Annotated in this window: 13 protein-coding genes; all 13 read left to right on the top strand. The window is 28.8% G+C overall.

From position 1 onward, the window contains the following. Complete coding sequence (gene truB / locus KQI68_RS04350) at nucleotides 1-888, top strand: tRNA pseudouridine(55) synthase TruB (RefSeq protein WP_216548918.1); 888 nt, start codon at nucleotides 1-3, stop codon at nucleotides 886-888. Next, nucleotides 885-1,793 (top strand): bifunctional riboflavin kinase/FAD synthetase, encoded by a 909-nt coding sequence (locus KQI68_RS04345; protein ID WP_216548917.1) that lies wholly within the window; start codon nucleotides 885-887, stop codon nucleotides 1,791-1,793. The genes truB and KQI68_RS04345 overlap by 4 nt, the downstream gene beginning before the upstream one ends. 113 nt (nucleotides 1,794-1,906) lie before the next feature. Beyond that, nucleotides 1,907-2,173 (top strand): 30S ribosomal protein S15, encoded by a 267-nt coding sequence (gene rpsO, locus KQI68_RS04340; protein ID WP_216548916.1) that lies wholly within the window; start codon nucleotides 1,907-1,909, stop codon nucleotides 2,171-2,173. A 43-nt stretch (nucleotides 2,174-2,216) separates the two neighbouring features. Continuing rightward, entirely contained in the window at nucleotides 2,217-4,328 is a 2,112-nt protein-coding gene (locus tag KQI68_RS04335) for a polyribonucleotide nucleotidyltransferase (protein ID WP_216548915.1), read from the top strand. A 56-nt stretch (nucleotides 4,329-4,384) separates the two neighbouring features. Beyond that, nucleotides 4,385-4,816 (top strand): dUTP diphosphatase, encoded by a 432-nt coding sequence (dut, locus tag KQI68_RS04330; protein WP_216548914.1) that lies wholly within the window; start codon nucleotides 4,385-4,387, stop codon nucleotides 4,814-4,816. A gap of 39 nt (nucleotides 4,817-4,855) precedes the next feature. Beyond that, nucleotides 4,856-7,213, top strand: coding sequence for an FtsK/SpoIIIE family DNA translocase (locus tag KQI68_RS04325; RefSeq protein ID WP_216548913.1), 2,358 nt, complete (start codon nucleotides 4,856-4,858; stop codon nucleotides 7,211-7,213). Then, entirely contained in the window at nucleotides 7,206-8,522 is a 1,317-nt protein-coding gene (gene rimO, locus KQI68_RS04320; RefSeq protein ID WP_216548912.1) for a 30S ribosomal protein S12 methylthiotransferase RimO, read from the top strand. Before KQI68_RS04325 ends, rimO begins: the two co-directional genes overlap by 8 nt. Further along, the gene (gene pgsA / locus KQI68_RS04315) at nucleotides 8,519-9,052 is read left to right on the top strand and encodes a CDP-diacylglycerol--glycerol-3-phosphate 3-phosphatidyltransferase (protein ID WP_216548911.1); all 534 of its coding nucleotides are present in this window, start codon (nucleotides 8,519-8,521) and stop codon (nucleotides 9,050-9,052) included. Before rimO ends, pgsA begins: the two co-directional genes overlap by 4 nt. Before the next feature lie 8 nt (nucleotides 9,053-9,060). Beyond that, entirely contained in the window at nucleotides 9,061-10,287 is a 1,227-nt protein-coding gene (locus tag KQI68_RS04310) for a competence/damage-inducible protein A (protein ID WP_216548910.1), read from the top strand. A 9-nt stretch (nucleotides 10,288-10,296) separates the two neighbouring features. Then, nucleotides 10,297-11,364 (top strand): recombinase RecA, encoded by a 1,068-nt coding sequence (recA, locus tag KQI68_RS04305; protein ID WP_216548909.1) that lies wholly within the window; start codon nucleotides 10,297-10,299, stop codon nucleotides 11,362-11,364. Between the two features lie 15 nt (nucleotides 11,365-11,379). Next, nucleotides 11,380-12,357: a metallophosphoesterase family protein gene (locus KQI68_RS04300; RefSeq protein WP_216548908.1), complete on the top strand. Its 978-nt coding sequence runs from the start codon at nucleotides 11,380-11,382 to the stop codon at nucleotides 12,355-12,357. After that, nucleotides 12,354-13,805 carry an AAA family ATPase gene (locus tag KQI68_RS04295; protein ID WP_216548907.1) on the top strand — a complete coding sequence of 484 codons (1,452 nt, stop codon included), beginning with the start codon at nucleotides 12,354-12,356 and terminating at the stop codon, nucleotides 13,803-13,805. Before KQI68_RS04300 ends, KQI68_RS04295 begins: the two co-directional genes overlap by 4 nt. Further along, entirely contained in the window at nucleotides 13,806-14,039 is a 234-nt protein-coding gene (locus KQI68_RS04290) for a hypothetical protein (RefSeq protein ID WP_216548906.1), read from the top strand. The last annotated feature ends 4 nt before the right edge of the window (nucleotides 14,040-14,043 follow it).

The raw sequence follows: 14,043 nt of genomic DNA, 5'->3' as shown, positions 1-14,043 counted from the left end.
ATGAAGGGCCTAATAGTTTTTGATAAGCCAAAAGGCATAACTTCACATGACTTAGTCTATATTGTCAGAAAAAAATTAAATATAAAAAAAGTTGGTCATACTGGAACGTTAGATCCTATGGCAACTGGTGTATTAGTAATATGTGTAGGGGAAGCTACAAAAGTAAGTGAATATATTCTATCAAGTGATAAAGAATATTTTGCAGGTATTAAACTTGGGATTTTGACTGATTCATATGATATGGAAGGAAATATTTTAGAGAAAGAAGATGTAAAAGTTTTTAAAGATGAAATATTAAAAGTCTTGGAAAAATTTACGGGAAACCTCACTCAAGTCCCTCCGAAGTATTCAGCGATTAAAGTAAATGGAAAAAAACTTTATGAATACGCAAGAGAGGGCAAAGAAGTTGAAGTCAAATCAAGAAATGTAGAAATATATAATAATGAATTAGTTGATTTTAATGGAAAAGATGAGTTTACTATTAATGTAGATGTATCAAAGGGGACTTATATAAGATCTCTTGCTTATGATATTGGAAAAGAGCTAAATACTAATGCAACTCTTAGTTCTTTAAGAAGAACAAGAACAGGAGAATTCAAAATAGAAGATGCTGTTACAGTTGATGAATTTAATGATATGAGTATTGAAGAAATAACTTCTTTAATGATTCCTATGGATAAAGCCTTACTTGATTTAAAGGAAATTTCAATTAACAAAAATTATAAAAAATTCATATTAAATGGCAGGTTTTATAAATTAAATAAAAAATATCCTGATGAAAAATACAGAGTATATTGCGACGGAGAGTTTTTAGGAATTGGGGAAATTAGAATTATAGATAATGAATATTTTCTTAAAATGAAGAAAAATTTAACAGGTGGTTTATGAAAATAATAAAAATAGATTTAGATTATAAAGCTACAGAAGAGTCAATTATAGCACTTGGGAATTTTGATGGAGTCCATAGAGGTCATATTGAACTTATAAAAATAGCTGTTGAAAATGCAAAAAAATTAAATAAAAAATCAAGTCTATTAATATTTGAAGAACACACTGATAATATTATAAAAATGGGCAAGAAAAACATTATAACAACCAATGATACAAAGTTTAAAATTCTAGAAGAACTTGGAGTTGATTTAGTCTATCTCATTAAATTTACTAAGGAATTTATGTCATATAGTCCAATGGAATTTTTAAAAGACTTTTTAATAGAAAATTTAAAAATTATTGGAGTTGTAGTTGGATATGACTATACTTTTGGTTACAAAAAATCAGGAGACACTAAATTTTTATTAGATAATAAAGATTTGTTTGAAAGTGTTAGTGTAATCGAACAAATAAGTTTTAATGGCGAAAAAATTTCCTCGACATTAATCAGAAATTTAATTGTAGATGGAAATATTAAAGATGCAAATTATTTATTGAGTAGACCATATAAATTAATTGGAAAAGTTATTCATGCAAAGGGTTTAGGCAAGAAAATGGGTTATCCTACTGCTAATTTAGAATTAATTGATAATTTTGTGATACCTAAATACGGAGTCTACGACAGCAATATTTATGTGAATGGCAAAAAATTCAAAGCTTCCACAAATATTGGAACAAACCCAACTGTTGAACATGATGGTATAAAAATCGAAGCTCATATATTAGACTTTGACGAAGATATATATGGAGAGATAGTTGAACTTGAATTAATAGATTTTATTAGACCAGAATTAAAGTTTGATAATGTCAAAGAATTATTTGATCAAATTGCAAAAGATGTAGAGGTAACTAAGAATAGATAATCTTTACACATATATTTTTTTGTGATAAAATAGGACAAGTAACTTAGCTAGTCATAGTTTGACGCTCCTCGACGCTTACTCTGATTAGCCAAATTAAAATTTAGGAGGAAAATATGTTAGAAGGAAACATTAAAAAAATTATTATCGAAGAATTTCAAACTCATGAAGGAGATACTGGATCTCCAGAAGTACAAATCGCTATTCTTACTAGAAGAATCAACGATTTAAACGAACACCTTAGAATCCATAAGAAAGATCACCACTCAAGAAGAGGTCTTTTAAAGATGGTTGGTAAGAGAAGAAATTTATTAAGATATTTAAAAAATAATGATATAGAAAGATATCGTACACTTATCAAAAAACTACAAATTAGAGGATAATAGGAGCGGTAAATCCGCTCTTTCTTTTTAGAAGGAGGTAATAATGGAAAAAATTTTCACTATGCAATTGGCAGGTTCTACCTTAAAAATTACAATTGGAAAAGTAGCAGAGCAAGCTAATGGGGCTTGTCTAGTTCAATATGGTGATACTGTCGTGCTAGTAACAGCTACCGCATCTTCAAAGCCTAGAGAAGGAATTGACTTTTTCCCTCTAAGTGTTGACTATGAAGAAAAAATGTATTCAGTAGGTAAGATTCCTGGCGGATTCATTAAGAGAGAAGGTAGACCAAGTGAGAAGGCAACACTTTCAGCAAGACTAATCGACAGACCTTTAAGACCTCTATTTCCTGAAGGATATAGAAATGACGTCCATATTGTAGCTACAGTTTTAAGTGTCGATCAAGATCATTCTCCAGAGATTGCTGCTATGATAGGCTCATCAATAGCTTTATCAATTTCTGATATTCCTTTCGATGGACCCACTGGTTCTGTTGAAGTAGGATACATTGATGGAAAATATATTATAAATCCAAATGAAGAAGAATCTAATAAATCTGATATCAGTCTTTCTTTAGCTGGAACTAAATCAGCAATAATGATGGTTGAAGCTGGAGCGAACGAAGTTACTGAAAAAGAAATGCTTGATGCAATTCTTACAGGGCATGAAACTATTAAAGAAATCTGTAGTTTTATTGAAGAAATAACTAATGAAGTTGGAAAAGAGAAAGCTGAATATGAAGTATTTAAACCAAATCAAGAAATTGTTGATAAAGTTAAAGAATATGGAAAAGATTTATTAGTTGATGCAATTAGACAAAAAGATAAAATTGTAAGAAATGAAAAAACTGAAGAAGCTAAAGCAAATATAAGAGAGCACTTCGAAGAACTATGTGAAGAATATTCAAAAGATATAGAAGCAGCTATTGAAGAAATAGAAATTCATGAAGTAAGAAGAGGAATAATTGAAGAAGAAAGAAGACCTGATGACAGATCTTTAACTGAAATCAGACCACTTTCTTCGGAAGTATCAGTGCTTCCTAGAACTCATGGATCAGGACTTTTTACAAGAGGCCAAACTCAAGTACTATCAATTGCTACCCTTGGAGCATTATCTGAAGAACAAGTTATTGATGGACTTGGTGATGACAAACCTAAGAGATATATTCATCACTATAATTTCCCTGGTTTTTCAGTTGGAGATACAAAACCATCGAGATCACCTGGAAGACGTGAAATTGGTCATGGTGCATTAGCTGAAAGAGCTTTACTTCCAGTAATTCCTGATAGAGAAGTTTTCCCATATACTATTAGAGTTGTATCAGAAGTTTTATCATCTAATGGTTCTTCCTCTCAAGCATCAGTATGTGGCTCAACTCTTGCATTAATGGATGGAGGAGTTCCAATTAAAGCACCTGTTGCTGGTATAGCCATGGGTCTTATTGAAGAAGATGGAATTATAAAAATTCTTACTGATATTCAAGGACTTGAAGACCACTTCGGAGATATGGACTTTAAAGTTGCAGGTACTAGAGAAGGTATTACTGCAATTCAAATGGATATCAAGGTTGAAGGTATTTCAAAAGAAATACTAGAAGTTGCGCTTGAAAGAGCAAAAGCTGCAAGATTTGAAATTCTAGATCATATGGCAACTACTATTGAAAAACCAAGAGAAAAATTATCTAAATACGCTCCAATTATTCACTTGATGACTATTGATCCAGAAAGAATCGGAGAAGTAATAGGTGCTGGTGGAAAGATTATCAATAAGATAATTGAACAAACTGGAGTTAAAATTGATATAGATGATGATGGTCAAATTTCAATTCTTTCAGAAAGTGATGAAAAAGCAAGAGAAGCTATTGAAATCATTGAATCAATTGTAAAAGAAGTTGAAGTTGGCGACGTATATAATGCTAAAGTTAAGAAGATTGTTAAATTTGGAGCATTTTTAGAGCTCAAGAAGGGAACTGAAGGCTTACTTCACATTTCAGAAATTGCTCATGAAAGAACTAATAATGTTGAAGATGTTTTAAAAGTTGGGGATACAGTTCAAGTTAAAGTTATTGAAGTTTCTGAAGAAAATGGAAAAATTTCACTTTCTAGAAAAGCATTATTACCAAAAAAAGATAAAGAAGAAAAAGAACAAGATAAATAATAAATTTTAAATCGCATTAATAATATTTTAATGCGATTTTTTAAAATGGAGGATTTATGGAATTAAAAGTTATAAATAAAAGTAAACACGAACTTCCAAGGTTTGCCACAGAAGGCTCATCAGGAATGGATTTAAGAGCAAATTTAGAAGAAGATATCATAATGAAACCTCTTGATAGAGTTCTAATACCTACAGGACTTTTTTTTGAATTTGAAAAAGGATACGAAGCTCAAGTAAGAGCAAGATCAGGTCTTGCATTAAAAAAAGGCTTGGGTCTACCAAATGGTATTGGCACAATTGATTCTGACTACAGGGGAGAGTTAAAAGTTCTATTAATAAATTGGAGTAAAGAAGATGTCAAAATTTCTGATGGAGAAAGAATTGCCCAATTAGTTTTCATGAAAATAGAAACGCCTAAAATAGTTGAAGTTGATGAGCTAAATGATACAGAAAGAAGCGATGGAGGCTTCGGTCATACTGGTCTTTAAGCTTACAAATTGATATAATATTATTGAGGTGTGGACTTCGTGATAAATAATAAAAGAAAAAGCAAAAAAACTACAAATAAAAAAAACACAAAGACAAAATCAAATAGAGAAGTCAGAACTTCAGAATTGGCTGTAAAAAAAGAAATCGTTGGATTATTTTTAATGGTTTTAGGAATAATTTCTTTTATATCTCTTTATAGTCAAAAGATGGGCATTATAGGAACATTAATTTATAAATTATTTTCTGTAATAGCGGGTTCTGCAAATTTTTTAATTCCAATTTTGTTAATTATTTGGGGAATATTATTTAATCTTCAAGCTACTAAATATCACATGAAGAGATATATAATTTGCACTTTAGTTATTTTTTTGTGTATTTTAATATTTTTAGATGGATCAAAGGAACTTGACATGACTTTAATTGACAGAATTACAAAGTCAATTGAATATATGGATATAACAAGAAGTGGTGGAATTATAGGAGCTATCTTTGGATTCTTTTCTTATAAACTATTAGGTTCTCTTGGTACTTATATAGTTTTAATTGCGATTATTTTTATTTCAATTTATTTTATGTTAAAAATAAATATGGATCAAATCATTATGTTTGCCGAAGATGTTGGCGAGTATATCGATGACAAGAAAAAATCTTATGAAATTAAAAAATTAGAAAGAGAAGAAAAACAAAGAAAAAAAGAATTAAACAAAGCTAAAAAAGAAAATAAGAAAAAGGATAAAAAAGCTCCAAAGGAAAACTTAGTTGTTAAAGATTACACTGAAGAAAATATAGATAATAATTTAGAAATTGAAGAAATTCCTGAAGAAATTGAATTTAATTTTCCTGAAACTGAAGACATCGAAGATGCAGATGAGACTTTGAAAACTTCAATTGTTGAAACTGAAGAAGTTGAGGAAGACACAATAAAAGAAGATATTGAAAGTAAGTCTCAAGAAGAATTTATTTATACTTATCCAGATACTGCTCTATTAGATAGAATAAAATCTAAAGGAAAATTTTCAAAAGATACTATAATAAATAATGGTAAGATTATAGAAAGTACTATGCAAAACTTTGGAATTGAATCAAAGGTTGTTGCTATAAATAGAGGCCCTGTAATAACTTCTTATGAACTTAAACCAGCACCAGGCATTAAACTTTCAAGAATTGTAGGACTTAGTGATAATATTGCAATGGCTCTTGCAAGTTCTGATCTTAGAATTGAAGCTCCAATTCCAGGTAAGACAGTAGTAGGAATAGAAGTGCCAAATAAAGAAAAAGATGCAGTTGGACTTAAAGAATTATTAGAATCAGATGAATTTAGAACAATTAACTCTGATATACCATTGACTCTTGGAAAAGATGTTGAAGGCAATATTATAATTTCTGGTATGGAAGATATGCCTCATATGTTAATAGCTGGTGCTACAGGTTCAGGTAAATCAGTTTGTATTAATTCAATTATTACAAGTGTTATTTACAAATCATCGCCAAGTGAAGTTAAACTTATGCTTATAGACCCAAAAGTGGTTGAATTAAGCGTTTATAATGGAATACCACATCTTCTTATAGACGTTGTAACAAATCCTAAAAAGGCTGCTTTTGCTCTTAATTGGGCAGTGGATGAAATGGAAAAAAGATATGAACTTTTTGCTGAAAATCATGTAAGGGATTTAAAGGGATACAACAAGAAGATGGTATCTCTTGGAAAAGTAGAAGAAAAACTTCCAAAAATATTAATAATAGTAGACGAACTTGCAGATCTTATGATGGTTGCTTCTAAAGAAGTTGAAGAATATATTGCAAGACTTGCACAAAAGGCAAGAGCTGCAGGAATGCACTTAATTTTAGCTACTCAAAGACCTTCAGTTGATGTAATAACTGGTACTATAAAGGCAAATATTCCATCAAGAATTGCATTTTCAGTTGCATCTTCAGTGGATTCAAGAACAATTCTTGATATGGGAGGAGCTGAAAAACTTTTAGGAAAGGGAGACATGCTTTTTTATCCAAGTAAATTTCCAAAACCTAAGAGAGTTCAAGGTGCTCTAATAAGTGATGGAGAAGTAGAGAGAATAGTGGATTTTGTAAAAAATAATAACGAAGTTAAGAAAAATGTTGAATCAAAAATTGAACAAGCTATTGAAGATAAAAAAGTAAAAATAAGTGAAGAAAGAGATCCGTTATTTAATGAAGCTGTTGAGCTGGTAATTAATGATGAACAAGCTTCTATTTCTTATATTCAAAGAAAGTTAAAAGTTGGTTATTCAAGAGCAGGTAGAATTGTGGATCAGATGGAGGAAATGGGTATAATAGGTCCACACGAGGGATCTAAACCAAGAAAACTCTTAAAAACTAGGGAAGAAGTAAAAGAAATTTTAGGTGATGAAAATGAATAATGTTCATATTGTAACATTGGGATGTTCGAAAAATGATGTGGATTCTTCTATTATGTACTCGCTGCTTGATAGAGATAAATATAAAATGGTTGAGAATGCCAATGATGCTGACATTTTAATAGTTAATACTTGTGGCTTTATAGATGCAGCTAAGGAAGAATCAATTGATACAATTTTAGAATCAGTAGAGTATAAAAAATCTGGGAATTGTAAAAAAGTTCTACTTTCTGGATGTTTAGCTCAAAGATATCCAGAAGAGCTAATAAAAGAAATACCTGAAGTTGATGGCATAATAGGAACTGGAAATATAAATTATATAAATGAATTGCTTGATAGAAGTTTGGCTGGCGATTTATTTATTAAAACAGATAATATTAACAGCCAATATATTGAAGGACTAAAAAAAGAAAAAGTAAATATAACAGAATATGTAAAAATTTCTGAAGGTTGCAATAACAACTGTTCATATTGTATTATTCCTAGTCTTCGTGGCAGAAATAGATCTAGAAAAATTGAAGATATTTATGAAGTAATTAAATATCTTGTAGATAATGGAACTAGGGAAATTATTTTAATAGCACAAAATACAACAGATTATGGAATAGATCTTTATTCAAAATATTCACTTACAAGATTAATTCAAGAAATCTCTAAAATTGAAGATTTAAAATGGATTAGAGTTCTTTATTTATATCCGGATAATTTCACAGATGAATTAATTGAAGAATTTAAAAACAATCCAAAATTATTAAATTATGTGGATGTTCCCCTTCAACATTTTTCAAATAATGTCTTAAATAATATGAATAGAAATACTGATGAAACTCAAATTTTAAAAATTCTACAAAGACTTAGAAAAGAAATTCCAGATATAGTTATAAGAACTACTTTTATAGTTGGTTTTCCTGGAGAGACTGATGAAGATTTTAGAGAATTATTAAACTTTATTAAAGAAATAAAATTCGATAAATTAGGAGTATTTAAATATTCTAAAGAAGAGGGAACAAGAGCATATAATATGGAAAATCAAATTCCTGAAGGTATTAAAGAAGAAAGACAAAACGAAATAATGGAAACTCAGAATGAGATTTCAAATGAACTTTTGTCTAACAATATCGGAAAAACTTTAGAAGTCTTAATTGAAGAAAAAATAGACGAAGAAAATTATACAGGAAGAACTTATATGGATTCACCAGAAATAGACGGTATAACATATGTTAGATCAAGTAAAGAACTTGAAATTGGTGATTTTATAAAAGTTGAGATAGTTGATAATTTAGATTACGATTTAATAGGAGATGTAAAATGAATACTCCAAATAAATTAACATTAATTAGAACTTTAATGGTACCTATATTTATAATTTTTATGTATCTTGATTTTGAAGGATCAAGATTTATAGCAACTGCAATATTTGCCATAGCATCATTTACAGACTTTCTTGATGGCTACCTTGCAAGAAGAGATAATTTAGTGACTAATTTTGGAAAATTTGCAGATCCTTTAGCTGATAAAATTTTAGTATGTTCGGCAATGATTATGCTAGTTTCTTACAATGAGATACCAGCATGGGCTGTAATAATTATAATTGCAAGAGAATTTACTATTACAGGATTTAGAATTATTGCTGCTTCTGAAAATATAACTATAGCAGCAAGTCCATTAGGTAAGTTTAAAACCGTGACACAACTCATATCTAACATACTTCTTTTGACTGGAATTGAAACACTAAGACCAGCTGGGATTGGAATTTTTTATCTATCAGTTTTATTTACTGCAATTTCTGGAATAGATTATTTGATTAAGAACAAAAAAGTATTGGATTTAGAAAATATTTAAGGTGATTTATGAAGGCATCAATAATAACTGTAGGAACAGAAATTTTAATAGGATCAATTTTAAATACAAATTCAAAATATATTTCATCTAAACTAACTGATGCAGGCGTAGATGTTATTAGACAATCTTCTGTTGACGATAATATGGATGATATTGTTAAGGAAATTGAAACATCTGTAGAAAAATCTGATTTAATTATTTTGACAGGGGGTCTTGGGCCAACTGATGATGATATAACAAGAGAAGCTGTAGCAAAGTACTTAAATCGAGAAATTTATTTAGACGAAAATGAAAAGAGAAAAATGGAAGAAAGGTTTTTGAAATTAAAAAAAACTTTCACCAAAAACAATTTAAAACAGATTATGTTAATTGAAGGATCTGAAAAAATTAATAACAATTGGGGAGTAGCATTAGGAGAAGTGGTTTCCCTTGATAACAAGAAAATTTTACTACTTCCTGGACCACCAAGTGAAATGGAGCCAATGTTTGATTCTTATTTAATTGAAAATATAAATAGTGATGAATTTATAATAATCAAATCTATTGATGTTATAGGAATTGGAGAATCAGCGATAGAAGATAAAATCAGAAAAATGAAATTTGATAAATCTTTAAGCATTAATACTTTTGCTATGAGCACTCATACAGAAGTTAAAATTATAGGAAAGAGCAGTGATAAAGAAAAGCTTGAGATTTCTATAAAAGATGCAATGGATAAACTATATGAAGAATTTAGAAATCATATATTTTCTGAGAGTAATGAAGATGTAGCTGAAAAAATTGTAGATATTTTAAAAAATAATAATCTTAAACTTTCTTTTGCTGAATCAATTACAGGAGGAATGTTAGCTTCTGCTATAACTGATATTAGCGGAGCTTCAAGTGTATTAGAAACTTCTATAGTAACTTATTCTAATGATTCAAAACATAAAAATTTAAATGTTTCAGAAGGAACTTTAAAAAGTCATGGGGCTATAAGCGAAGAAACTGTTCTTGAAATGGCAAGAGGATTAAAAGAAAAAACAAATTGTGATATAGCAATTTCAACATCAGGCGAAGCTGGCCCAAATCCATCAGAAACAGAAGTTGGAACTGTTTATACTTGTATTTATTTTTCAGATGAAGACAATGACATTAATCATTATTTCTTATCTGGAAACAGAAATAAAATTAGAAAGCAAACTGTCTATAGAGTATTATCAAAATTACTCTATATTTTAAGAAGAAAATTTTAAGGAGTAAAAATGAAAGATACAAATAATTTTGATGAAAAGCAGGAAGCTCTTAATAAAGTTTTATCAAGAATAGAAAAACAATTTGGTGAGGGAGCAGTTATGAGACTTGGTGAAGATGTCAAATTAGACATTGAATCTATTCCTACAGGATCTCTTGCTCTTGATATCGCTCTTGGAATTGGTGGTATTCCTAAGGGAAGAATTATTGAAATTTATGGACCTGAGTCTTCAGGTAAGACAACTCTTGCTCTTCACATGTTAGCTGAATCTCAAAGATTAGGCGGAACAGGTGCTTTTGTTGATGCTGAACATGCTCTTGATGCAGGATATGCGAAAAATCTTGGTGTAGATATTGAAAACCTAGTTATTTCTCAACCAGATACAGGAGAACAAGCTTTAGAAATAACAGAAGCATTGGTAAGATCAAATGCTGTTGATTTAATTGTAATTGACTCTGTGGCTGCGCTTGTACCTAAGGCTGAAATTGATGGAGAGATGGGGGCTACACAAATTGGACTTCAAGCTCGCTTGATGTCTCAAGCTCTTCGTAAATTAACAGGAGCTATTAATAAATCTAAATGTACAGTTGTATTTATAAATCAACTTAGAGAAAAAGTTGGTATTATGTTTGGTAACCCAGAAACTACAACTGGTGGTAGAGCGCTTAAATTTTATTCATCTGTTAGACTTGATATTAGAAAATCTGAAAATATTAAAAAAGGCGACGATATTATAGGTAACAGAGTTAGGGTAAAAGTTGTTAAAAACAAGATTGCTCCACCTTTTAAACAAGCTGAATTTGACATTATGTATGGTGAAGGAATTTCTAAAGTTGGAAATATTCTTGATGTTGCAGCTGATGCAGAAATTGTTAAAAAAGCTGGTGCCTGGTATTCTTATGGAGAAACAAGACTTGGACAAGGTAGAGAAAATTCAAAAGAATTCTTAGAAGAAAATCCAGAAATGCTAAAAGAAATTGAAGAAAAAGTTAGAGTTCACTTTAACTTAAATGGAGAAGAAACTCCTGAAGAAGATAATGAAAATGTAACTAGTGAGGAAAACTTTTTAGAAGATTAATGAGGTTGTGATTACTTGAAGCTACTATACTTTACAGACACTCATATTAGAGGAACTAGTCCTAAAAATCGTTTAGATGATTATAGTGAAACTTTAAAAACAAAGCTTAGAGAAATTGGCGATATTATAAAAGAGGAAAATATTGACTTTGTTCTTCATGGTGGAGATTTATTTGATAGGCCTGATGTGTCTGTTAGTATTGTATCTGAGTTTGCAAAAATATTTCAAAGTTATAAAGTTCCCATTTATATAGTTAGTGGGAACCATGACATATTCGGACATAATCCAGATACTCTTGATAGAACAATGTTAGGACTCCTATGCAATTTAGGTATTCTAAATCTTGTAAATTATAAAAAAATTATTCTTGAGAAAGACTTTAAAGTTCAATTAACTGCTTCACCTTATATTTATTCTATGGATGAAAAAAGCAATAGAGAAAATTATATTGTTAGAAATGTAGATAGTGATTGTAAATATTCTATTCATATGACACATGGATTTTTAATAGATAAACCCTTTGTCAAAGAAGTTTCACATACATTACTTGAAGATATTAAGGACACAAAAGCAGATATTACACTTGCAGGTCATTATCACTTTGGATTTAAAACGACTAAAATAGATGGTAAATATTTTATTAATCCCGGTGCACTAATTAGAATTTCAAATTCCTTAACCGAAATGAAAAGAAAGCCTAAAATAAATATTATTACACTTGATGATGAAATAAAAATAGAAGACAGATATTTAAAATGTGCAAAACCAGGTGAAGAAGTACTTGATAGGACTGAAATGGAGAGACATCAATTTAAGGGAATAAAGATGGCTGAATTTAAAGAAAGTCTTGATGCAACTTCAAATTTTAACAGCATGGATATTTTTAATTTGTTACTAAAGATTTCTGAAAGTGAAAATATTTCTGATGAAGTTAAAAAAGAATCACTTAAAAGAGTTGAAAAAGCTCAGATTGATGGGGCTGATTATATATGATCTATATAGATAAAATTGAACTTCATAATTTTCAATCTCATAAAGATACAGTTATTGAATTTGATAGGGGATTAAATGTAATCCTTGGCAATTCAGATTCTGGTAAGACTGCTATTTTAAGAGCTATAAAATGGGCATTATACAATGAACCTAGGGGAGATTATTTTATAAGACAGGGAGAGAAAAATGTTTCTGTTAAGATAACTTTTTCTAACGGTGCAGTTGTTGAGAGAAGTAAAACTCCTTCTAAAAATGCCTATTATTTACAAAAGCCATCTGGTGAAGAAATGAGATTTGAAGGTTTTGGTACAGAAGTACCTAAAGAAATAGTTGAGATTACAAATATGTATAAAACTGTTTTAGATAGCTCAAATACTAAAACTATATTAAATATATCTGAGCAATTAGATGGTCCGTTTTTATTAAATGAGCAGCCTTCAGTTAGAGCTTCAGCAATTGGTAGGTTAATTGGTGTAAATTATATTGACGATGCGTTAAGAGAAGTTGTAAGAGATAATAAAAGAATAAATCAAGATATTGACTTATTAAATAAACAGAAAGAAGGGTATAAAGAAAAATTAAAATCCTTTGAATATATAAAAGATTATAAAGATTCTTATTCTAAAATTTTAAATATTAGAAATGAAATTTCTAAATTAAGTGATAAACTTGATAAATTAAAAAATTTAAATGATAGATATAAAGAAAATAGAGATAATATTTCTAAAACAGAAGTATTACATAATAATTTAAAATCCATAGATGAAGTTGAGAAATTATATTCAAATTTAGAAAATAAATCTCTTAAATTTTTAAATATTAGCAATATATTTAATAGATTTAATAAAATTAATATAGGATTAAATTCGGTAAATTATACTCTAAAAAGTTTGCAAAACCTAAATACCTTGGAAGATAAAATTAAATCTGCTGAAACTTTAAATCATAAACTAATAAATTATAAAAGACTTTCAAATAATTTTATAACTAATGAAAATCTTTTAAAAAGAAATGAAGATGTATTAAAAAATTATAGAAATTTAAATGAAATTGAAAATAAACTAAACAATATATCTTTAAAAATAGAAGTTTTTAATAAAAATTTAAATTTAAATAATAGTATTAAAAAGGTAAATTCATCTTTAAAAATTGGATATGACTATTTAGAAAAATTTAAAAATAATGAAAAAATTGAAATGAATTTAAATAAAATAAATTCTTTATCTTCAAGATTGGATTTAGTGAAAAGAATTAATGATAATATTTTAAAACTTGAAAATGATTATAAAGAAACAAGAAATATGCACAAGGATATTAATATTAAAATAAAATCTCTTTCAAATAAATACGAAGATTTAATAATTAAAAAAGGAATTTGTCCATTTTGTTATAGTGAAATAAATAATGAATCATTGGAACATATAAAATACCATTTGAGGAATGATTAAATGAATTACGAAGAAAATTTAAAGAATTTAAAGGAAGAACTAGATAGAGCAAAAAGCTTAAAATATAAAGCTGAAGCAAGACTAGAACAATTAAATGCCCAAAAAAAGGATATACTTGAAGAAATAGAAAAACTTGGAGTAAAACCAGAAGATTTAGAAAGCGAAATAAATAATTTAAAGGATGAAATTGACAAATTATTTAATGAAGCTGAGGAATTAATGCCTAGGTTGTGATAAA

This window comes from Peptoniphilus ovalis (assembly GCF_018919265.1).
Taxonomy (GTDB): domain Bacteria; phylum Bacillota; class Clostridia; order Tissierellales; family Peptoniphilaceae; genus Peptoniphilus_A; species Peptoniphilus_A ovalis.
This window is presented reverse-complemented; position numbering and strand designations above follow the sequence as displayed.